The sequence below is a fragment of the Desulfobacter sp. genome (assembly GCA_028768525.1).
Classification (GTDB): Bacteria; Desulfobacterota; Desulfobacteria; order Desulfobacterales; family Desulfobacteraceae; genus Desulfobacter.
The window spans coordinates 1,270,904-1,294,501 of the sequence record CP054837.1 but is presented as its reverse complement, the minus strand read 5'-3'; the positions used below and the strand labels follow the sequence as shown (position 1 = coordinate 1,294,501).

The 23,598-nt window shown below is 41.5% G+C and carries 14 protein-coding genes and 3 pseudogenes; 10 read left to right on the top strand and 7 right to left on the bottom strand.

The features are described 5' to 3' along the window. Positions 1–636 precede the first annotated feature (636 nt). On the bottom strand, positions 637–2,424 hold the full coding sequence (locus tag HUN04_05935) for a putative Na+/H+ antiporter (GenBank protein WDP89291.1): 1,788 nt from the start codon (positions 2,422–2,424) through the stop codon (positions 637–639). Between the two features lie 1,260 nt (positions 2,425–3,684). Here HUN04_05935 and HUN04_05930 point away from each other — a divergent pair. The 10 genes and pseudogenes from HUN04_05930 to HUN04_05885 all read left to right on the top strand — a co-directional run bounded on the left by HUN04_05930 (position 3,685) and on the right by HUN04_05885 (position 17,594). Then, the gene (locus HUN04_05930; protein ID WDP89290.1) at positions 3,685–4,032 is read left to right on the top strand and encodes a hypothetical protein; all 348 of its coding nucleotides are present in this window, start codon (positions 3,685–3,687) and stop codon (positions 4,030–4,032) included. A 561-nt stretch (positions 4,033–4,593) separates the two neighbouring features. Then, positions 4,594–5,385: an ankyrin repeat domain-containing protein gene (locus HUN04_05925; protein WDP89289.1), complete on the top strand. Its 792-nt coding sequence runs from the start codon at positions 4,594–4,596 to the stop codon at positions 5,383–5,385. 3 nt (positions 5,386–5,388) lie between these two features. Beyond that, positions 5,389–5,754 (top strand): hypothetical protein, encoded by a 366-nt coding sequence (locus tag HUN04_05920; GenBank protein ID WDP89288.1) that lies wholly within the window; start codon positions 5,389–5,391, stop codon positions 5,752–5,754. Positions 5,755–6,043: 289 nt separating this feature from the next. After that, positions 6,044–7,045, top strand: coding sequence for a hypothetical protein (locus HUN04_05915; GenBank protein ID WDP89287.1), 1,002 nt, complete (start codon positions 6,044–6,046; stop codon positions 7,043–7,045). 6 nt (positions 7,046–7,051) lie between these two features. Then, positions 7,052–7,546, top strand: a complete 495-nt coding sequence (locus HUN04_05910; protein ID WDP89286.1) for a hypothetical protein — start codon at positions 7,052–7,054, stop codon at positions 7,544–7,546. 813 nt (positions 7,547–8,359) lie between these two features. Then, the gene (locus HUN04_05905) at positions 8,360–9,448 is read left to right on the top strand and encodes a hypothetical protein (GenBank protein WDP89285.1); all 1,089 of its coding nucleotides are present in this window, start codon (positions 8,360–8,362) and stop codon (positions 9,446–9,448) included. A 286-nt stretch (positions 9,449–9,734) separates the two neighbouring features. After that, positions 9,735–10,064 (top strand): annotated as a pseudogene (locus HUN04_05900) (phage integrase N-terminal SAM-like domain-containing protein). Further along, entirely contained in the window at positions 9,969–10,646 is a 678-nt protein-coding gene (locus HUN04_05895) for a site-specific integrase (protein ID WDP93175.1), read from the top strand. Before HUN04_05900 ends, HUN04_05895 begins: the two are co-directional and overlap by 96 nt. A 415-nt stretch (positions 10,647–11,061) precedes the next feature. Then, a complete protein-coding gene (locus tag HUN04_05890; protein ID WDP89284.1) occupies positions 11,062–12,792 on the top strand; it encodes a ShlB/FhaC/HecB family hemolysin secretion/activation protein in 1,731 nt (576 codons plus the stop codon). Positions 12,793–12,848: 56 nt separating this feature from the next. Then, a complete protein-coding gene (locus HUN04_05885; protein WDP89283.1) occupies positions 12,849–17,594 on the top strand; it encodes an SBBP repeat-containing protein in 4,746 nt (1,581 codons plus the stop codon). Positions 17,595–17,916: 322 nt separating this feature from the next. Here HUN04_05885 and HUN04_05880 read toward each other — a convergent pair whose 3' ends face one another. The 6 genes and pseudogenes from HUN04_05880 to HUN04_05855 all read right to left on the bottom strand — a co-directional run bounded on the left by HUN04_05880 (position 17,917) and on the right by HUN04_05855 (position 23,322). After that, positions 17,917–19,125: an IS256 family transposase gene (locus HUN04_05880; GenBank protein WDP89282.1), complete on the bottom strand. Its 1,209-nt coding sequence runs from the start codon at positions 19,123–19,125 to the stop codon at positions 17,917–17,919. Positions 19,126–19,274: 149 nt separating this feature from the next. Further along, a pseudogene (locus HUN04_05875) lies at positions 19,275–19,583 on the bottom strand (transposase). A gap of 316 nt (positions 19,584–19,899) precedes the next feature. Further along, positions 19,900–20,118: a hypothetical protein gene (locus tag HUN04_05870; GenBank protein ID WDP89281.1), complete on the bottom strand. Its 219-nt coding sequence runs from the start codon at positions 20,116–20,118 to the stop codon at positions 19,900–19,902. Further along, positions 20,118–20,867: an ATP-binding protein gene (locus HUN04_05865; GenBank protein WDP89280.1), complete on the bottom strand. Its 750-nt coding sequence runs from the start codon at positions 20,865–20,867 to the stop codon at positions 20,118–20,120. Before HUN04_05865 ends, HUN04_05870 begins: the two co-directional genes overlap by 1 nt. Continuing rightward, positions 20,864–22,303, bottom strand: a complete 1,440-nt coding sequence (locus tag HUN04_05860) for an IS21 family transposase (protein WDP93174.1) — start codon at positions 22,301–22,303, stop codon at positions 20,864–20,866. Before HUN04_05860 ends, HUN04_05865 begins: the two co-directional genes overlap by 4 nt. Positions 22,304–22,446: 143 nt before the next feature. Next, a pseudogene (locus HUN04_05855) lies at positions 22,447–23,322 on the bottom strand (IS256 family transposase). Positions 23,323–23,598: the final 276 nt, after the last annotated feature.

The following is a 23,598-nucleotide window of genomic DNA, read 5'->3' as shown; positions in this document are numbered from 1 at the left end:
ATTTTCTATTTCAGCCACTTTAGTATACAGAAACGCTCAATGTCAAGAAAAAGGCCGATAAATATTAGCGTACAATAAACTACATAATCGCAACTACTCCACCCATGAAAGGGCAATCACTTATGGTATGGAGCCGGACTATTGGAAGTTCAGGCTCCCTCATCAATGACAGATCAAGTTCACATGCCAACGATGCAGTCGCTTCCCGGGTTCAAGCGATTTTTTTCAAAGATCCAAAACTCTATCGGTATTCTGATTTTTGGAGAGGATTGGAATAATCCCAATCACCAACAATAGAAACTCCAGTACTTGGTAGGATTTTCGGCACAATAGCGACAGGACATAGACACAATGATCACTTGATGTTTACTAAAAATTATCGGGATAAAAAAAGAAAAAATTTGGATTAGTATATCCAAAAACGTTAATTTGTTTACAAGAAAATAGTATTTAGATTACAGATACACTGCAGTAACAAGTCTCTTTTGAGCATGTTCAACCTCGAATGTACTTTCGTTTTCTTCATTGAAGGAGTTAAATCCAATTGCATTGAAATTTGAGTGAGTTAGAAATACTTTTTCCCCGCTATTAACTAGTCCAATTTAATTTGGAAAAGCAGTGGTTTACCCAATTAAATTATAGGAAAACAAAACAAAGAGTCATAATTATGGTAGGTACAATTGCATAGGTGAGAAGTAGTATAGGGGAAATTCCATTACTGAAATAATTTTTCAATAGGCTTTGTCCAGCCGGGTTTGGGGCATTGGCAATTACAGTAAGCCCACCGCCGGTAACGGCACCAGCTACCACCGCATATTTCAGACTGTCAGTGAAACCAGGCACCAAGGTGCTCAAGTAAGTTATAGCGGCATTATCATTGAAAGCTGTGAGCACAATCGCACTCAACATAAGAGGCAATTCTCCCAGGCTACCAAGCACCGGGGCAATCCACCATCCTTGGAGGCCGCCGTGGATAACCAGACCACCCAGGAAAAATCCTACCAGCATAGGGGACTTCAGGCTGATATTGTTCTGAAATGGCCAGGTAACATGGCTAAAGCCTATAAAAAACAACATTCCAGAAACAAATATAGCCGGATAGTGTGCATTCACAATGGTCCAGACCATAAAGGTAACATGGACAGCTATAATCCAACCGGGAACATCACCGGAGCGCTTGTCCCAATTAGGATCACTGAGCCTGGGTCTTTTATCTCTGGGAAGCAGACCCGGTACGGAAACACTCATTTGTTGTATTTTGAGATCTTCAAATTCCTGTTCAAATGTTTCCTCCAGCAATGAGCAATCAGTGTCATCCATATCACAAACTGTCATTGTGGACTTTTTGGCAGAGTCTTTAATCCTCTGAAATTCCTGCTGCAGATCCCTACCGATGCGTTCCTCAGCCATCCTCAGGTCCTTTTTGAGAAAATCGCTATGAATATATTTATCCTTAATCTCATTTTTCAGCATAGACAGCTTAAATTTTCTTTCGAGCTTAGAAATTTCTTTCCTGAACACCAGGAAAACCAGTGTGTTTGAAAAAATAATACCAATAACAGCCTTCCAGCCAAATGCGGTTAGCATGAAAGGTAGATTCCAGTCCCACGGAGCTGCCACCATAAGGACCGGCGGGGCGGCAAAATGGGTAAGGGTTCCACCGACAGAAATATTGACAAAAAGCAAAGCTATGGTTGCATATTTAAGCTTCTTACTCGGCTTTAGTTCATAAAATTTTCGTGCAAGCAACATGGCCGAAATGGTCATTGCTGCTGGTTCAGTGATAAATGAACCCAAGATGGGGCCCAGGGTCATAATAGTGAGCCACCAGGCCGCCAAAGTCCCTTTAAAAATACCTGCAACACGGCTCATGATCTTTTCAGAAAGATTTAAAATAGGACGTGATGAAGCCAGGGTCATTATGACCACCACAAACATAGGCTCAGTATAATTTACACTGCTTATATAGGAGACAAAGGTTTGCCAGTCATAGAAGAGAACAATCGCAGCCGTCAGCACTATAGCCCATAGGCCAAAAACAACCTCAACCTCACCTAAAAAATGAAAAATCTCTGCACGGAGCCTGGTGGAGCTTTCCGAAGCCTTTCCTGTTTCAATATCTTTTTGGTGTTCAGCTTTCCATTTATGGGCGTAATAGAGAAATTTGCTGCTGAGAAAAGTATGGAGAATCGCTGCCAGGAAAATAAGAGTGGCCACCAAGTTAAACGGCGTATGACCGATACGATGTTTAAGTATTGTTCCGACACCTTCGATATCAGCATCATTGTAATTTGCAAAACTGGGTGGAAAATTGACAGTGACTCCATGAGGGGCGGAACCTCCCCCACCTGCATAGACAAATGTGGTGGACACTAATACAAAAAACAAAAGGATGATTGCAGACCGTACTTTTATAAGCTCCATCACTACCCTTCTCACTTAAGACACCTGATATTCGGATTATTCTATGAATATTCAAAGATTTAAAATAAATAATTTATCCCGCTTGCTGTGATTTGACAACAGGAAAACAACAGGCCGTTTTTTTACATTAGGTTCTGGGTGCCGGATACAGTACTGCCCTGTTTACGAAAAGATTAGCAATATCATTTTATCAACAAGTGCTTTTAGTTGAAAAAATCCATGGAAATTGAAGTATAATGTATCGTTGTAGAGGAAGGGACATCAAGAGCCCAGATACTTTGATGAGATTAATTTCTGCAGTCCTGTTTTTAGTTTTATATTTCTTCCGGTTATTTTATTTTGACACAAAAAAGAGTGTTTAAAATTTGCAATTCATGTGGACACCAATGGGAAACAAAAGAAAATTTCTTTCCGACCCAGATGTTGAAGTAACCGGTTACCAAACTTACTTTTCGAGCCTAAAGCTCGGGTTGTTTATGTTCAAACACTCATGCGGAACAACCTCGCTATTGAGTCTAATTTTTTTCTGGGTCTTTACAACGGCACCTTTCATCATGAAAGAAAAGCGCGATTAAGGGGAAAAAATGTCCGGGGCGATGCCTGAGCATAAATTTTCTCTCTCCCTGTTCTGACACATGCAAATGTGCGTTTATCTCAAAACCACTTGATATTTTAAATAACTGGGAAAAAGCCCCGTTGTCCAAACTTTAGCTTTCTAAAAACAAAGGTAAAATCAAATAGCATAAAATCGTGTTGAATAATGTTATGTAACCGGACTGTTTGAAGTTCTGAATCACGCATTATACACATTGCGCAAGAGCAGGCTTTTCAAGAGTTACACTGAAACAATTCCACCACATCTCCAATATTTTTGAGCAGCCTAATGATACTTGACATCATGAATAGAATACAATTATACAATATTAAGTTCTTATCGCTATTTTTAATAATTAGAATCAAATATTATCATAGAATGACTTCCTTGAGACCTGATTATGCTCATTATATTATATAACGAAGAGAAGTGCTACTCTTGATGATATATGGGCATGTGATTTTAAAAATTCAAAATGGATACAGAATGTTCCTTCAGAAGGAGCAGTTCATGGCAATTCAAATAATCCAAAACAGGTATAGATTAAATTTTGGTTCTACACTTTCCAAAAAAATATACAAAAAGGCCTTTCATTCATTATTCGTTTATTGTACCGATATACAATACCATGTACAAATAATCTCCTATATATGTAAGGATTGACTGTGTCTAAAGCCTTAAAAATATTTGGTTTCTTATATTTTGTTACCAATATTATTATCTGCTTTTTGATCGCAATGTTTGCCACATCGGCCTGGATGGCTGGGAATTTTTCAACGGGCTATATAATTATTGTGCTTCCTCTCACCGGTATCCTATCAGGATATTGGATGCGGAAAAGTCTTTATGGTTTGTGGCGAAGCCTTATTATTGGAAGCAATATCATTGTTACCATTGCAATACTTTTTACTGCTATTTTTATTTCACCCGGATTGGAGAAAGCTAAGCAAAAGAAATTTGAGAGTAATAGAATTTCGGAACAACATTCGCCTAATGAAGTTCCAGATAAATAGTTTCAATGAGGATGCCGCCATTTAATTAATCATGTAAGAGTTTGATATAAAAGGAGAAATCAAACTCGTTAAATGCCAGGATGTTGCTGCTATCAACCATGACCCGTGGGTAAGAGCAAATGTATTAGTATAATATTGGGTTGCGGTTCTGTCTGCAGAATTTTTAAAGCAAATGTATGATTGAACAATAAATGAAACCCAGGCAATGATAATCCACAAGAAATATGATTTCACTATCACTAAAAACAAAACCCCAGGAGAGGTCCCCATCTGTTCTACATAGATTAATACTATTTTGGAACTGAGAGTAGAAAACAGGCTGTAACTTGCTGTTGCGACCAACATGATTGCCGTCACGATGAATTTTAGATAGTAAGTCATTGGTAAACCTCTGAAATGACATATTAAAGATTGCATTATAAAATTTTAAAAACTACCATTTACTTCATATTAAAAATAACCTACGAATAAAAATTATTATTGGCACTTTCATCCCTGACCGTTTTTTAATAATCGTTACTTCTATCAGATCTAATAATACACCAATAAAGGGCACAAAACATGTTTTATAAAAAATTGTATAGGTCCCTGATAGTCACCTTCACCGACGCTCTACTGATTGTTTTGTTCACGGCCCAATGTATTGCAGGGCAAACCATTGAGCCGGTCCTCCGGGGCAAAGATCCTCTTCCGAATGCCCTGAGGGGGCCGGGGGTTGAAAGCCTTGATGCCCTTGAAAATACATCAGCAAATGAAAAGATAAAAAGTGAAAGCGATATTCAAGGAATGCTTCTACAAGCTTTGGGTATGGATGATGTTGCTCAAGCCGTTTATCTTATCTCAAAAGGGGCGCAGATCAATCAACCCCTTTCTGAGACGGGAGCTACTCCATTGATGCTGGCTCAATCACTTCCCATGGGCCGGATGCTTGTTTCAAAGGGGGCCAATGTCAGTGCCCGGGATACCAAGGGCGGTACTGTCATGCACTATGCCATTGCAAGACCAGCGGCACAGGATCTTATCCCTTTTCTTGTAGAATCCGGTGCTAATATCAACACCCGGGGATGGGAAAATGAAACACCATTCAATATTGCCATCAATTATCTTAATGAAACCAGAACAGCGAATATGGAAATAATAAAACTGTTGGCAGAATTAGGCGCAGACATTAATGCCACGGACAATTATGGTTACACGGGGCTTATGCAGGCCGCTGCCTTAGACAACACGACCTTGGCTGATACACTCATTTCCCTTGGTGCGGACGAGACCCTGACAGACCCTTATGGTAAAACCGCAAAGGAGATTGCTCATGAATCTGGTTCCAGGTATATCTATCTTCAACTTCAATAAGTTATGAAAGAAATCATAAATACGCTTGAAAATTTTGCTGATGACGCAGCTATTGAAATTAGCCGTTGTGACTCAGAATCCCTTGTCCTTTCGATTGAACTTCCTTCAAGAGGGAATGAAAAATGGACTCTAAAAATAAAAAATATTGTTCATTTGGATATGGGAACAGCTTTTATTCTGGGTTCCACAAAATTTGGGGATTTAACCCTTTTACCTGAAGGATATACTGAATCCATAAATTTTGATCATGGTTTGACCAAAATTAAATATAACGTAATCCAATTAACGGATTTAGACTTTAAAAAACATTATATCGTCTATTTGGGAAACTATACATTTATCAGGGGCGAGAATGGGAATCACTTATAAAAATTGGAACCAATCTATCGTATCCGGCAGTTTGACTCTGGAGCCAGCAGAGGATATCCTGAATCAGACTATAAGGCCTTACATTACATATGGGAATGGGCAGGTTATTAAGCACTAAAACTATATTTAGATAGCGATTCATAATCACCATTTTGATACTTTTCTCAATTGTTAAAAGGTATAATCTGGTTTTTACTTTTCTTGACAATATAGAAAAATATATTTTATCTAAAACCACTACACATAGAAACTGACTGGTTCGCTAACTCTTTTAATTAAGGAAAAGACGATGGAATCACGTGCGCAATCCTACTGGATTCATGCAGTCCACATAGGACTTATCCTGGTACTCCTGCTACCAGTCCTGACAGATGCCAAACAGCTCCCTTTAAGTTCCGCCATGAAATCTCTGCTTGGACAGGCAAACTCAATGTACCTGAGCAGATTCGGCACCAATGTCGACAAATTGGTCAATGAGGCGCCCATGACTTTTGCTTCTATCCTTGGTGTTACCATTCAGCGTCAGAGGAATTACGCTTATGATAACCCTGTATATAAAGATAACTATCTCAAATTAAAGGGAGAGTGTTTTGCACTCCTGGAACTTGTGGCAAAACAGAAGAACTTCCAGAACCCCAAGGATGGAAGCCATATGACTGCAAATGATTTGAACGGCGAGTTCTCTGAAGGCATCAGTGGAATTCCCAATAATTTTTTTTATGAAAAATTCGGTTTCGATCCAGCCATTGCCAACCTCCCCATGATTTTGGATCAGGTTGGTCCGGTGCACCAGAGTGGAAGTTGGGAACCCGAAGGCGAATTGCCGGTTCGTGTCAACAAACCCAACCGTATTGTTATCGGTGGGAAGGAGGCTGGTGCAGCTGAAAGTTCTGTAAATTATACACCTTCCAAAACCAGGGTGTTTCCTGAAGACTTTTTGCTGGGTACCTGGGCTGACCCAAAAAACAGAAACAATCAGATTACTTTTCAGCGACAAGGAGGTCGATATGTGGCCTCTTTAATACGGCAGTTTACAGACAAAGGAAAACCGTATTCCATGAAAACTGTCTATACGGTGCTGTCAAGCCAGATAAATAGTGGTATCGCAGGAAAAATCCGAGTGTGGAATGTTCACAGAAAATATATCTGTACTCCTAAAGCTAATGTTTGGAATTGTACAAATGGCTCTGAAAAAACATATAGGATATCTCTCTGGCCCCCCATGAACGGTAAACCTTACTACAGTATATCGGGTGATTTTATCGAAATTGATGATTGGATAAAGATTTAAAAGCAAATGAACCAGCAAAACTCAGAAACTGCTAAAAAAAACAAACTCCCTGGTTATATATTCAAAGGCTGCTTGTGGGGTGCTGGCATCATAACGATTATAACCGCTGCCTGTATTATTATGCTTGTAGCTATACTTGATGGAGATAAAACTGAACGTGAACGGTATGGACAAGAAAAAACTCTAAGAGAGAATGCTCTTGAAACTTTAAGGGGTACTGTTCAAGAGTACTATAACTCACATGCAACCTACCCATCTCACAAACTTATTAGAAGCATCCAAAATGAAAAACTTCAAGAATATCTATCCTCAAGAGTGCTCCGCTATTATATCAACACGGATCCAACAGGCCATGAATGCTATGTGATAGAGTTTATTGATGATGTAAGACTGGGTTGGAGTGGTTACCGATACAGTAATAATCCAGAATGTATTGGGCTGCCAAAAGAGACTATCGCTAACAAAAATGGCACCTACTCCAATATACTTGATTTGCATTAAAAACCTAAGTCCTACACGTTAAACAAATCGACAGCAGAAAGTTAGGGCAAGATAACATTGCACTTGTGGGAATCAAGATATAAACAATACTTACTGTTGTGATTTTGATTTTCATTGATTATTGCTATATGTCAAACCTATAAGATATGTTAATTCCATGGCCTATGACCATATTTCGGCTGCAGCAGGGATGGCAAGGGAAAGTTCATTCAGATAGGATTCACAGATTTCATGGAGCCCCTAACTCCCTATACACAAGAAAGGGCACATTGTTTTGACTCGAAAAACAAAGCGTGAGATCAATCTTGGAAATGAGGTGTATTATTGGGTTGCAGATCAAAAAGACTTAAAAATATACCCTTACACGGAAATGCATATCCGAATCCATCAAGATAATCATACTAAATCCATTTTATATATTGACGTAAATTCTTGGTATTTTGAGATATCTCCTCAAAATATCAAGAACGCAATAAAATTTGCATTATCGAATAACTGGGACCCCCAAAAAAATAATAGGAGTATGTATATTTCAATGAATAATGATGGATTTTATGTTTTACCTAAAGGTCTAAAACATTCCTTTGAAATGCATTAATTTTTAAAAAATTCGGCAAAGCCTTACTTAGTCTGACGGCAAGAAAAAAAGCATCTTTTGGATGGAAAACCCTACCCAGAGCCTCTGACCAGGATTGTATATGTATTGAAATCAGTTAGTATTCTGGTTTGGAATTATTTCCTTATTGAACGTTAATGAAGAAAAAAGTTTTTTATAAGAGCTGATATTAAATCAAAAGGAAAAGGAAACATACAATGAAGCAAATCTTCGGAATGATGCTGGTGTTATTTACAATCATAATGATGGTGGTCAACGTCAATGCAGAAAGCCTTGCTGAATTGGAGAAAAGATATAATAGCTATAAAAATGTTGTGTTGGATTCAAATGCCCTGATAATTCCAGATAATTACACAGAGTATCTTGAATTGGGGTTAACGGGTAATAAATGTTTTACAGACCTAAGAACGGGTATTCAAAAAAGACATCTGGTTGAAGAACAAGTCATGGAATGCGTCATGTCAGATCCGATGGTTCAGCATCGAGCCTACGATGCTTTTATGTTTTCCATTATTGCAGGTTCAAATTCAATAAAAAATGATCTTATAAAGAATGATATTCCGGAACTTCAAAGAAAGATTGCACAATTAAAACAACAGCAGAAGAATGGTTCAAACTCAGATGGGTCATTCAGAGAAACAATGGATAATTTAACGTCGGATTCGCACCTTAGCAGTACCTCTTTTAGCAATATTGAGAGTGTGATTTCAGGTCCTAACCAAAGCGGCACATCTATTTCTTCATCCCAGATATCATCTTTTGACAGGGGGTGGGATGATACTTCAAACAGTGGATATGGTGGCGGTTGCCCAAAAGTCAATCCTGGTAGTAAAACGCAGTTCAAACTATATCCAAACGGTCAAAATTCGGGAAGGACCTACCTTTTATGCGGCTATTTTAGGGATGGGGATATAAATTTCGAAAAGCCTTATAGACAAGGAAAGGTTGACGGAAAGTTTATTGCTTGGAGTAAAACTAATGGTACTCATTACGTTAGAGAAAGATCAAATTGGTTACAGGGCAAGCTAAGTGGACTGAAAGAAACATATTTGCTGTCTAAAACAGGGGCTGTTTACAGGCAAAAGATGATGACATATGCAAATGGAATACAGCATGGGGATTCTGCAAGCTGGTATGATAACGGACACACTCAAAATGAAACAAATTATTTTAATGGGAAAGCTACGCTTCAGTATAATTATAACCGAGATGGTTCTTTCTCTTACTGTACAAAATGGGGAAGCGATGGTAGGCCAAGAGATTGTAAAACTGGTAAACTTAGATAACCTATCTCTTACGTATTTCTCTAACAGTATGATGTATTATCCTAAATATCAAAATTCTGGATTTTTCTAATTGCTTGCAGCCATATTATTGCGAGTTTATATTAACCGTTTTACTTCTAAAAACCAGTCATAATCATGATCAAATGAGTAATGCCAAGGGGAGGACTTATGTTATACAACCGGATTATTTGAAGCTCAAAGCTCCCGACCAATAACAGATCAAGTACACGTGGCCACGGCGCAGACGTTTTCCGAGCTATTCTAAAAATAACCTCCAGCTTTTACCCTGGAATTTTTGTATACTGTCCGTATCCTGAATCATCAGGATGGATTGCAACATTTTTTCAAAGGAGGGCATCATTATGAAAATTTCACAGGCAATCAAAAATTTTCTGGCCTATCAAAAGCTCAATTCAAAAAAAACACCATCCAAAACTATCGGTATTTCCTGGTAGGCTTCCAGAAAGCATTCGGCAAGAGGGATGTATCCGAAGTTACATCGGATGAAATCATGGAATTTCTGGTCAAAATCACGGACGGCCTGAAACCATCGACTAAGAAACTCAAATACTCCCTTCTCAAGAGCCTGTTCAATTTTGTTGAAAACACCGCCATACCAGATCTCTCCAATCCGTGTGACGCTCCTGTCCTTGCAAAGACATTCCGGGTGTCCAAACTGCAGCCATGGACAATCTTGGAACGAGATGCCGTTGATGAATTCATTTTCAAAACGGACAATCATAGAAACAGACTTATGCTTGAACTGATGGCAAGGGGGGGAATGAGGATCGGTGAAGTCTTGAAACTGAAGCCTCGGGAGGTCCAGGATCGAAAACTTCATTTGCCAAATCCCAAAAGTGGACGGGCGTCCGAAGTCGTTTTTATTCCCCAAAAGGTGGCGGACCGGTTACGTGAATATATTGCCGCTGAAAAAATCCTGGATGATGAGCGTATTTTTCCATTGGGTTACACCCGAGCCCGGGAAATTGTCAAAAATGCCGGAAAAAAGATTGGGGTTGATGTAAAACCCCATGATCTCCGGAGGCATGCCGCCACCTATGCCAGTCGTTCGGGAGTGCCTATTGAAATCGTGTCAAAGATCATTCTCCGACATTCCAACCTGTCTACCACCCAAAGATATTTGGGCAAAGTCAGCGACACTGAGGCCATGTATTGGATTGAGAATATTTACCGGTAAAAATCGAAGGGGATTTGGGTGATCCCAATCCCCAACAATAGAAACGCCAGTGCTCATGGGGTTTTTCGGAACAATAGAGTTTTTTCATGGACAAAGTCAACTCTCAATTCCTATTTCTAAAAATGGCAAAAATCAGGAAAATCGGACTGGTCAATTTGAAGACTATGTGCCGCTGTGCCCCCTTTTGACCCACCTATCACTGAAAGAGAAAGTCAACGCCTTTGTTGAGTGGACCTTCAGCGAGCCTGTATATTAGTTAACTCCTTAATCTCTCTCATTTTCAACTTAAAAGGTATAGAATTTTCTAAATTTAATGATAATAAATACCGAATTGTAGTTATTGACATTCTTTTGCTAAACGGTGATTAGTATATTTTATTCCACAATTTGGTAATTTAAAAATTTTGAGATGGATATGTTGCTGAAATTGAACTCAAAGGTGAAAAAGAACACTTGCCTCTGGATCTGCATTTTTAATTTGATCGTTTTAGGGGTATGCATTGAGAATAATAGTTGGGCAGATCAGAAACTTCCCGCCACAATTGATCCCGGCCGGGTCGATAAAAAATACGAGCCGCCCCTTACCCCCCTGTCCATCCCCGAAGCCCCCCTTACCATTAGACACCCCAAACGATTGCCCATAAAAGATGCGGAAAAAATAAGATTTATTCTCAAAGAGGTTCGTCTTGAAGGCAATACTGTTTATACCCAATCTCAATTGATGCAATTTTATGACACCCCTCTGAATACAAAAGTATCTTTGGCAGATATATACAATGTCACAGATAAGATCACGGCCCATTATCGTAATGACGGGTACATTCTATCCCAAGCCATCATTCCCGTCCAGACAATAACCGATGGAAAAATTACCCTGCAGATTATTGAAGGATTTGTTGATGATGTAGAGATTTCGGGTGATATCCAGGGCAGTGTATACATATTGGAAGCCTTTGGAGAAAAAATAACTGAATCCAGGCCCTTGAAGAACGAGGTGTTTGAGCGCTACGCATTGTTTGCCAATGATCTTTTCGGCGCAAAGGTTAAAGCGATTCTTCGCCCCTCAAAAAATCAGCCAGGTGCAGCAACCGTCGTGTTCACAACGGAACACACCCATGCAAGCGGAAGCGTTGGCATTCATAACAGGGGGACCGACAGCGTGGGACCATTGGAGGTGGTCGGAAGTTTGAATCTTAACTCATCCCTGGGATTATATGAGCAGATTTCAGCCGTGCTTGTCATAACAACCGATTACCGGGAGCAAAAGTACGCAGCGCTTACCTATAAACAGCCTGTCGGAACTGAGGGGGCTGTTGTTTCTTTATCTGCAAATATGAACCGTTCCGAACCGGATGGACAATTCATGCGCCTTACCGAGGTGGAAACAGAAAGTGAAAACTATAAGATTTCCTATGAGTATCCGCACATCCGGACGCGCAAGAAGAACTTGCGGTCCCGCATCAGTTTTGAGCATCGAAAATCAAAAACCCAACAACTCAACCAGGTGTCCGCCCTGGATAAAATTCGTGTGCTGACGGCTGGCGCAACCTATGACTTTGTGGACAAGGCCAATGCTACAAATCTATTAGATCTGTCTATATCCCAGGGGCTTGACATTCTTGATGCCACCAAGACAGGTTCCGACAACCTTTCCCGGTCAGACGGCAGAAGTGATTTCACAAAACTCAATATCATGGCAACTCGGAGTCAGCCGTTAAGCAATAAATGGGGATTGCAGTTTGGAATGATCGGTCAATATTCCTTCAGCGACCTTCTCTCATCACAGGAATTCGGGTTTGGCGGAGCCCAATATGGGCGAGCATATGATTCCTCCGAAATAACCGGGGACCATGGCATTGCTTTTAAAACAGAATTACAATACGCACAACAGAGCCAACTGCCCTTTTTAAATAGTTGGCAACTCTATAGTTTTTACGATATCGGCAAAGTCTGGCAGTTAAGCTCTCTGCCAGGGGAGGAATCAAATGAATCCGCTGCTTCTGCCGGTCTTGGATTTCGTTTTAATTCACCGTTCAATATTTCCGGTTCACTGGAAATGGCCGTACCTTTAACGCGGCCGGTCGCAGCAGAAAGCCCCGGCGGTAAAGACCCACGATTCTTCTTTAACCTGAATTCAAGTTTTTGATCATATCGAATGCCCGGCAGCCATTCACAACATATTTATATTGGAGTGCATAGAAGATGGTAAACGTCTCACTGCAAAGAAGACAGGCAGATATCTTTACGAAAAATATTATGCCCAAAGGTGATTGCCCGTTTCATCACCCATTAAGATGGGGTATTCAGGTATTGATTATTCTATTGCTTGCCGTACCCGTGTCAATCGCTTTGGCGAATCCGGAAGGTGGTAATGTTGTGCAGGGACAGGCGGTAATAAATAAGGAATCCGCAACCAAGACAACGATTCATCAAATATCAGATAAAGCGATTATTAACTGGCAGCAGTTTAATATCGGTAAAGGAGAACATACCCGGTTTGTCCAGCCGTCAAAAACAGCAGTCACCCTCAACCGGGTAACGGGTCAGGACCCTTCCAAGATTTTGGGAAAACTATCGGCAAACGGCCAGGTTTTTCTGGTAAACCCCAATGGTATTGTAGTTGGGAAAGATTCCCGGATTGATGTTGCCGGGCTTATGGCATCAACCGCGGACATAACCGATGAAAATTTTATGGCAGGCCGGTATGAGTTTAATATTTCAGGCCATCCCGATGCAAAAATTATCAACCAGGGCAGCATTAACATTGAGCAGGGCGGCCTGGTTGCCTTGGTTGCCCCCCATGTTGAAAACCAGGGTTGTATCATCGCCAAACTGGGCAGGGTCGTCCTGGCCGGCGCAGACAGATTTACCCTGGACTTGTACGGCGATGATCTGATTGCCCTGGAAGTCGGTAGTGACCTACTGGAACGCGCCCAGACCGCAGACGGCCAGTCTCTCAAACAACTTGTGAGCAACAGTGGAACGATCCAGGCCGATGGCGGCTATGTCCTGCTGACCACGGATGTGGCGAAAGATGTGCTGGACCAGGTAATTAATATGGACGGTTACGTCGTTGCTCAGAGTGCTGAGGAACGCAACGGGACCATTGTTTTAAAGGGCGGTGATACCGCAGACGTTAACATTTCAGGCACCATAGATGCTTCAGCTGGGGACGCTGATGTCGATTATGCCGGAGAAGTGCGCATAACAGCAGGGGAAATAATACGTCTGGATCGCAATGCCCAGATATTGGCCCACGGCCATATTGAAGGGGCAGATGGAGGATTTGTGGCCATTGCTACCCAAGATGTTCAAAACATAAATGGCACCGTATCTGTCAAAGCATTGAATTTGAATAATGAAAACGGCTGGCTTTATATCGGTAACAATATTGACGCAGCTGATACCATGCGGAATCCTAATCTGGAAGGTGCCGGAGTGCAACCGGACCAATCCACGGTATTGTTTGAAGAGAATCTTGGGCAAACAGATGCCAATGTGAATTTTCTGACCCGCACAGACAGTGCTACGCTCTATTTAACCACAGCCGAGGCTGTCCTTTCAATGGAGACCGGTGAGAACACTAATGGTAACATTGAAATGGGGTTATCAGGTTCAAATACAGAAGTTACAGCAATTGGTGAAAACAAGCAGCAGAGTTACTCTAATTATTATATTGGCAATGACGAATCCAATTGGGTGGAAGGTGCGTCCCATTATGGTGCAGTCCGTTATAAAAATGTTTATAACGGCATTGATCTGGTTTATTACGGCAACAAAAACGGAGACATTGAATATGATTTGGTGGTATCAGAAGGTGCTGATGTTTCCCAAATTGCCATGAATTATAAAGGTGCCTCTAACGTGGTTCTCAATGAGGTGGGAGACCTGGTGATTACCCTTGGAGAGCGGACGGTCATTCAAAAGGCGCCGTTGACTTATCAGGTAGAACGTGATGCGAAGGTGATTGTACCCAGTCGATATGAGTTGCGCGAAGATGGCCAGGTCAATATTCAGACAGATGATTACGACGCGACTCGTCTATTGGTTGTTGATCCGATTCTGGAGTGGTCCAGTTATCTTGGGGGAAGTAATTCTGATTACGGTCGTGGAATAGCCGTTGATGATACTGGCAGTATATTTGTGACAGGCTCCACGTCTTCTGCAGATTTCAATACCAGCAATGGTTTTGATACCACGTTAGGGGGCACACAAGATGCCTTTGTTACCAAAATTTCTTCAAATGGTTCTATTCTTTGGTCGAGCTATTTTGGTGGCAACAACTCTGATAATGCCAATGGAATAGCGGTTGATAGTGGTGGAAATGCAGTTGTGTCAGGAAGTACATCATCCTCTAATTTTAATACGACCAATGGGTTTGATACCTCCTTAGGCGGGATGCAGGATTCTTTTGTAAGCAAATTTTCTTCAACCGGCGCCTTAATCTGGTCCAGCTATTTAGGAGGAAGCAGTCATGACTGGGGTAAAGCAATTGTTGTTGATGAAAATGATAATATACTTGTTACAGGTTACACGAATTCGTCAAATTTTGATACCAGTAGCGGCTTTGATACCGCATTGGGGGGCACACAAGATGCCTTTATTTCAAAGATTTCATCGGGCGGCGTATTGTCCTGGTCCAGTTATCTTGGGGGAAGCGGCACAGATCAGGGGTTTGGAATAGCAACGGATGGCAATAACAATATTTTTGTAACAGGACAGACGAATTCTGCTGATTTTGATACCAGCAGGGGTTTTGATACTTCTTTAGGGGGAACTTGGGATGCCTTCATAACAAAAATTTCATCTAATGGTTCTGTGTCCTGGTCCAGTTATTTAGGTGGAAGTGGTAACGAAAATTATTTGTTGGGAGGCTTTGACGTTTCAGCGGATAGAAGTGGAAATGTATGGGTGACGGGGCCAACGGCCTCTGCAGATTTTAATACGGTCAATGGTTTTGATACAACGCTTGGAGGTCCTTCAGATGCCTATGTCACAAAAATTTCATCGAGTGGTTCTGTTTCCTGGTCCAGTTATTTAGGAGGAAGCGGAAGTGACCGTGGGGTTGGTATTGCACTGGATGGGAATGGCGACGCATTTATCACAGGGGATACATCATCATCTGATTTTAATACCAGCAGCGGTTTTGATACTTCATTGGGCGGATCCTGGGATGCTTTCGTAACAAAAATCACATCTAATGGTTCTGTTTCCTGGTCCAGTTATTACGGGGGAAACGAACAAGATAACAGTACTGGAATCGCCTTAGATTCCGCGGGTAATATTTTCATTACCGGATATACACGATCGACGGATATCGCTTCTAACGGCTTTGATCTCACCATCGACGGTTCAGTCGACGCCTTTATTGCCAAAATCACCGACCCGGCAACCTCTCAGGTTACAGACAATGTATCACAAGAATTATCACAAGAGATCGTTCGGATTGAGAATATTGTTTTCAAGGATAAATTTATTCCAACCTTTGACCAACAACTGATCAGTTCCGTGGACGATACCATACAATTAATCAGTCCTGTGGACGAAACCACACAAATTAACAACAATTTTATATTCAAGCCAAAAGTTGCTGCTTCATATAGTGGACAATTTATTAAATCTGAGGAAAGTGGGGGGGGAGCCAAACCTATAATATATGATGGAATTGAAATAACGGGTGACAACTATTTTAGTTTTCCGTCTTCTGAAAGATATCAAATTGCCTTTCAACTAATTTCGAAAGCAAAAACATTGGCAGAGCAGAAATACCCGAATGGGTTACCATTAGACATCAAAAATACGATTGACTCTATGGATAGCACCTTAAATTTAACTTTCCTGGGAACTGCTGCAGGTTTTCTTAATAATGTTGCTGTTGAGGATGGCAGATTAGTGTTTGATGACCAAACAAGCCCACTTGTACTAAAAACTTTTTCGAATATGCGTCCTGATGTTGCCAATGCTATCTTAGGCTTAAAAGATGAAAGTTTTGAACAAGATGGTATAAACTTCGATATTATTTCCACAAAAAATAAATATTCCCCAATGGAAATTATCGTAGATAGATTACTCACACAAAATGCTTTTTATGAATATGTTTCAGCTCATAAAAATGCAAATACTGCTGTTGAACTAGGGTTGATTACTCCAGAAGAAAATCATTTTGTAGATTTTGATATTCCCAAAATACCCGAATACCCAAACGGAGTCGGGCCAATTTTAACCACAATTAACAATACAGCGCAGGATCTAGTAATTGCTGGCACGCAAATTATTGCTAAATACGATGATATCAAAAATGATGTTGATAAAATCTCTTTAAGCTATGATCTTTTGACAAATGCGTGGGACAATGGAACGCGAATGATAACTTCTTTTCAAGAAATGGCTGATGGGAAAGGTGTGGGAATAAATTTTGCAACTTCATTCGTTGCTTTGGCTACCGATTTAGCGAATGATTTAAATCAGCTTGCGGGGGGAGAAGAGTCGGATGGATTAGGGCTTGGAGCTAATGCCTCTAAGATATTATTAAAAATTTCTAATATAAAAAAATTAAAAGATAAAGAAAAGCTTTATACAACTATTCAAAAAGTGGATAAGAGTGGAATAGCCGAAAAATATGTTCGTGTTATCCAAGATACAATAAACGCTGAAATAGTAAACATTTTGCAACTGGGAACAGATTCCTTTGATAAATTAATGCCAGCGATGGGGATAAACCTTTTAACAGAACAAGTGAAACTATGGGCTATAGGGGCGGAAGGTATAGTAGATGCAAGAAAACAATTGCTAAGTATCCAACTGTTAGATAATCAAAACATAAACAATGTTTATTCCGAGGCAATTCCAACAAGTCGATTAGAAAGAACGGTTGGCATATCTGAATTTAAGAAAACATCTGAAGCTATTGTTGATGCTCTTACAAAGAATCAAAACCAGCAAATATGATTAGAATTAGCTAACTTTTATCTAAAAATTAGCCAGTTTCATCGTTTTATATTCTTGGACAAATCACGGCGATAGTCGGGGTAATTTCGTATAAAAAAACAATAAAATTTTGAGATGTATTAGAAAGCCAGATATGTCTATAGCGATTCTCAAAAGAATATTCCGATTGGGTTCGTAAATTCCAGTGGCATCATGTCTTTCCGCATGGTTCAAATGGAACTTATTTATGAGAACCGCTATATTGAGGCTCACCGGCCGTGAATCCAAGGCAGACCGGACTGGAAAAAGAGCCTGTAAATTTTTCTGTGTAACTGCCATTTCCCTATACATGAAATCTGCCTTCAAATTCAATGGAGAATCGGTTCATGGCCGGTTTCCACTTTTGAAGCGGCATGCTCCACTTCTTTGAGGCTGACATTATTGCCAAATATATAATTTTACAAGCAGAATTATCGCTTGGAAAAATCTTCCTGTTCTTAATCGCCTTTCTAATGACACTGTTCAAAGACTCAATCGCATTGGTGGTATAGATGATTCGACGGATTTCCTGGGGATAATCGAAAATGGTAATCAGGTTGTCCCAGTGGCTGCGCCAGGATCTGCTGATGGGTGGATATTTTTTATCCCAGCGTTCTGAAAAATTATCCAAAGACTTCTCTGCATCAGACACGGTTGCTGAATTGTAAATAGCTTTAAGATCCGTTGCGACCTGCTTTTTGTCTTTATAGACAACATATTTAAGAGAATTTCTAACCATATGAACGATGCATAATTGGATTTTTGCTTCCGGATAAACGGTTTTAATGGCATCTGGAAATCCTTTGAGTCCGTCAACGCAGGCAATGAAGATATCTTTCAATCCTCTGCTTTGAAGTTCGGTCAGGACAGACAACCAGAACTTGGCTCCCTCTGTCTCTGCGATCCAGAGTCCCATGAGTTCTTTATGATCTTCTGAATTAATGCCCAATGCAATATATACGGATTTATTCACGACCTGGTTGTCCTGGCGGACTTTAATGACGATGCAATCCAGGTAAATAATAGGATATATGTCATCCAGCGGCCTGTTCTGCCAGGCATTGACCTGATCGATCACAGAATCGGTTACTTTGGAAATCAGGGTATGGGAGACCTCAGCACCATACATCTCTTTAAAAGTGGCTACGATATCTCTGGTGGTCATACCCTTCGCATAGAGGGCCAGGATCTGGTCATCAAACTGAGTCAGCCGGGTTTGGCCTTTTTTAACGAACTGAGGGTCAAAAGTGCCGTTTCGATCCCTGGGCGTCTGCATCTCAACTTGCCCGAAATCGCCCTTTAATGTTTTTGAGGAATATCCATTACGGCTGTTACCAGAGTTCCGGCCATCTGGGCTATTTTTGGGGTAGCCCAGATGGTCCTCTATCTCGGCATTCAAAGCTGTCTCAACTGTCAATTTGACTATTTCACTGGTAAGTGTTGAGAGGTCTTTTTCTGATTTAACGTCCTTGGCAAGCTCTTTTACCAAGGCTTCAAGTTTCTTCTTGTCCATGTCTGCTCATCCTTCTTTTCTAATTCTTCGTTAACTACAGAATTATGAGCAGTTACACAATTTTATTTACAGAGCCTGGAAAAAGTATTGCGGTGGGTTCCGTCAAGAATCTTTCGCACTTTTGGCCTCGGTCTCAACTTGATAATTTATTAGGCCACGTGTTCTCTTTCAATTTCCATTTCTTTTAAAAGGTTCATATTTAGATACTTTTTGGAACCCCATTTGGTACCTGCGATGTGCCGCAATCTTGCACCTACCAACATTAGAGCAGATTTGCCGTCAGGGAAGGCTCCAACCACTCGAGTTCGTCTTCTTATTTCTTTCATAATCCGCTCAAGAGGATTGTTTGTTCGAATTCGCCGCCAATGCTCTGCAGGGAAGTCATAGTACGTCAAAGTATCTGCTATTCCCTTTTCCACAGTACCAGCGGCACTGTTGAGCTTTTTCTTTTTTAACTTCTCGATAATATGATCAACGACAAATATTTTTTTCCTTCAACGACAATTAAAACTCCCGTTCCCCAACCTGCGTAACCATTTAATTTCATTAAAAAATACTTGCAAAACAATTCTGATTATGTTTTTTAAGACCATCCTTCCGGAGGATAAGGCTATGCTGGAGAGCAACCTGAGCGCCGAGAAGGTGACTGAAGTATGAGGGGCCGTATTTTCCACGTACGGCCTTTCGCTTTTTGCTCTCATACTTTGGTCTATAATGCGCTAAACTCCGGGGGTTTGGGGGCTGGCCCCCATTATAATCCGGTAAAAAGTCCTTTTAATTACCATCACAAAACCCGGTTCTTCCATGGGTTAAGCCCTCTATCGATAGTATCCGTCCGATAGTGCTTGCTGACGGCATTGGTTCAATATTTTCCGCTTCCATCTCCTTGCTGATAGCACCGGCACCGCAGTTCAGGCCTCGATTGTATAAATCCAGTCGGATCATTTTAATAATCTCAACAATCTCCTGCCTGGTATATCTGGTCTCGATCATTATTCGGCCTCCATTTTAGCCTGTTCCATGCGATAGCTTTCCACATTCAATTCAAGGATGATACTGTGATGAACGAGTCTGTCGATGGCTGCTGCCGTTGTCATAGGGTCCTTAAAAATCTGTTCCCACTTAGAGAACGGAAGATTGCTCGTGATCATCAGGCTGCCCTGTTCATACCGTTCCGCCAAAAAGGTAAACAGCACTTCCATTTCTCCCCGGCTTTGTTGGACATACCCAATGTCATCTATAATCACAGCATCAAACCTGGAGAGGGATTTGAGTTTTTTGGTTAGCTCAAGATCCCTTTTGGCAATCAGCAGATCCTGGACGAGCTGACTGCATGAGATAAAAAGAACCTGCTTACCCTTTGCAATTAATTCATGGCCAATGGCACAGAGCAGATGGGTTTTCCCGCTACCCGGATTACCAAAGGCCAGGATGTTTTCACAGCGCTCTAAAAAAGCGCCGTTGACCAGGACACTTAAATGATTGGCAACCTTTAAGGGGAGGCGCTTTTTATCAAAATTCTCAAATGTCTTGGAAGATGGCAACTTGGATGCCCTCAGGTTACGTGATATCCGGTTCTGCCAGCGGACTTCGCATTCGAGACTCAACAATTGTAAGAGGTACTTTTCATATCCCCATGCCTCCGCCCTGGCCTGATCCGCCATTTCTTCATAACTGCGGCGCATGGTCGGCATATGGAGGCTTTTAAGATTGGTGTCTATCTGATCCCGATCATTGATCATGCCGCCACCCCCTTGAGCAATTGGTCATAACGAGTCAAATCAACTGCCTGGATATGAACATCATCCGGCCTGCTGACAGAGGCGTTGGACTCAATAAGGCGTTTAACAGCCTCTTTGCTGATTTCCTGATCCTCGTTTATTAGAACCATCAGGGCGCTGTCTACTGCCACCTCGCTTGTCTTTGCTGCCAGGTATAATATTTTCAGATACCTTGCTGCTGAGCTTTTAACGGTATAACGCTTTCTTAAATGATCGTAGGCAATCCGGAACCGGCTGGTGGGGAACATGGCATTACGATAACGATAATTTTCAAATGCCCCCGGTTTTTTGACCAGGCTGTCAATGATATGCCGGTAATTGATTTTATATTTGCCCTCACCCCGCAACCTTGGCAAAGTATCGACCTTTCTCTGGCCGTACCAGACCTCCAGGCATTCCATGTAGAGGCGGACCTGGATATTTTCTCCTATGAGCCTGCTGTCTACAGAGTAAACGTTGTGATTGACCCGAATGGTACTGCTGGGACCAACCTTTAAATCCATCTTTTTACATGCATCAAGCCGGCGTTTGGGCAACCGGTGTAGGAGATCCAGTTCTTGTGTAAACCGTTTCCTACGACCGGCATTTAGCTGTGCGAACAGTTTGGCCAGGAACAAGTCATATTCTTCCCGGTCTTTAAAATCCCGGTGTCCTCTCAGCATCAGGGCCTGGTCAACGGCTTTTTTGAACCGATAATTGCGCTGCTCCACGTCTCCATTTTCATTGGGGCTGGCAGGGTTAGTTTTGCAAGGAATGATACCGTAATGGTCAACAAGATCCTGATACCTGCTGGTGAACTCCTCAGGGTGACTTACCTTGTTAACAGCGGATGTCAGACAATCGGTGCGATGTTGCTGCGGCACACCACCAAGTTCCCATAGGGCATTTTGCAGGCCCTGGCTCAGGCTTTCGAAACTCTCTGAAAAACAGACTGTACCTGTCTCCCAATTGGAATAGGTCAAAACAAAATGGTAGATCAGGTGGTCAAAAGGGACGCCGCCTATAGTGACGCCCAGTTTATCCATGTGGGTGAAGTCTGACTGGCATAATTCGCCAGGCTTATGAATTTGAGCAAAAAAGATTTCTTTGGGCGGCCCCTCTGTAGCACGCCATTGCTTTATTCTCCGTTGCAGGGTCCGTAATTGTCCATCGGCGAACCGGCCGGGGTGTCTGCGTTGCAAATCCTCAAACAGTGTCTTGGCCTCCAGACCTGGATTTATGGTCAACATGCCTTTGATACCATCCCAGGTCTCCTCAAACGGATCTTTGCGTGTGCGCCATGTATGATCCGTTTTGAGTTCACTCGGCAACTTCCCGTGTTCACGGTACTTTCGAGCTGTTTTTTCATCCATTCCAGCTTTCATTGCTGCTATCCCGAAACTCTTCTCTGACTGAATCAACTTGAACAACCTCCTCACTTGCTGGTCCGTTACCATCCAAATCTCTCCTTCTGTTCAATTTGGATGTTTCTACCATTTTTTTTGATTCTTAAATTTCGGGAATTTTAATTGTCGTTTGGCGGGAATTATAAATGACGCTGATCAATAATAGCATCTGCCTTTTCCAGGGCAGCTTTCTTATCCTCGGATGCATGGATCGCTTTGAGCATGCGGGATACCTCATTCATTTTGCCTCTGGGAACAGCACTGAATACATTACGGTAAAAATGGACGACACACCTCTGCCATTTGGCATTTGGGTAAAAATCCCCGATGGATTCGATTAAACCAAGGCAGGCATCAGAAATAATGAGTTCTACACCAGTAAGTCCTCTTTGCTTGAGGTGCTTTAGGAATCCTGACCATCCTGATTTGTCTTCTTTATGCCCCTCTTGGACACCCAATACCTGGCGATAGCCGTCTTCTGAAACACTCACTGCAACAAGAACTGACACGTTTCGAATTTCATCCGCCCATGTTCGTTTTAATACGATACCGTCCAGATAGACATATGGATGATTGCCTTCAATGGGGCGATTCCGCCAATTTTCTATATGCTCGTAGATCTTTTTATTTAAATTACTTACAGTGCCTGGACTTACCTTTGTTCCCCACAGAGCCTGGGTGATGTCCTCGACCCTCCTTACAGAGACCCCAGCCAGATACATTTCAATCATAGCTTCTTCAACGGATGACTCACGTCGCTGATATCGTTCTATGATGGCGGTCTCGAATTTTTGCTGCCTGAGTTTGGGGACATTTAATTTAACCTCGCCGGCCTTGGTATGCAGTTTCCTTTGGTAATAACCGGCTCTGGTATCTTTCCTGCCTTCGGTTCGCTCATAACGACCGGCGTTGCAGAATTGGTCGGCCTCTGCATCAAGCATTTTGTTCAATGTCTCTTCAACAGTGCCACGAACTAACTCACCGAGGTGATCCTGAATCTTGGATTCGTCTATTTTGATGACTTTACCCATGGATGTTGTATAATCTTCAGCCAAGATGGTCTCCTTTCTTAGTTATTCTTATTGTTTGGCGACTTAAAAATAACCAAGTTGAGACCATCTTTTCAATTTCTAAATGTGCGAAAGATATTGTACGTTATCTTGCGGTGTAATCTGACCTGAAGCCCAGGCGGTCAATATAACGAGGATCAATGATGACGTAATATCTACCGATTTAAATTTTTTACTATACCACAATGATGGTATTATTGAGCCTTAGGTTTTTTCTGAAGAAAGCGATCAATCCTA

Coding starts and splice junctions, on each gene's coding strand:
- HUN04_05890 (WDP89284.1), top strand. CDS start 11,062: ATGTTGCTGAAATTGAACTCAAAGGTGAAAAAGAACACTTGCCTCTGG.
- HUN04_05920 (WDP89288.1), top strand. CDS start 5,389: ATGAAAGAAATCATAAATACGCTTGAAAATTTTGCTGATGACGCAGCT.
- HUN04_05935 (WDP89291.1), bottom strand. CDS start 2,424: ATGGAGCTTATAAAAGTACGGTCTGCAATCATCCTTTTGTTTTTTGTA.
- HUN04_05925 (WDP89289.1), top strand. CDS start 4,594: ATGTTTTATAAAAAATTGTATAGGTCCCTGATAGTCACCTTCACCGAC.
- HUN04_05910 (WDP89286.1), top strand. CDS start 7,052: ATGAACCAGCAAAACTCAGAAACTGCTAAAAAAAACAAACTCCCTGGT.
- HUN04_05905 (WDP89285.1), top strand. CDS start 8,360: ATGAAGCAAATCTTCGGAATGATGCTGGTGTTATTTACAATCATAATG.
- HUN04_05865 (WDP89280.1), bottom strand. CDS start 20,867: ATGATCAATGATCGGGATCAGATAGACACCAATCTTAAAAGCCTCCAT.
- HUN04_05880 (WDP89282.1), bottom strand. CDS start 19,125: ATGGACAAGAAGAAACTTGAAGCCTTGGTAAAAGAGCTTGCCAAGGAC.
- HUN04_05915 (WDP89287.1), top strand. CDS start 6,044: ATGGAATCACGTGCGCAATCCTACTGGATTCATGCAGTCCACATAGGA.
- HUN04_05870 (WDP89281.1), bottom strand. CDS start 20,118: ATGATCGAGACCAGATATACCAGGCAGGAGATTGTTGAGATTATTAAA.
- HUN04_05885 (WDP89283.1), top strand. CDS start 12,849: ATGGTAAACGTCTCACTGCAAAGAAGACAGGCAGATATCTTTACGAAA.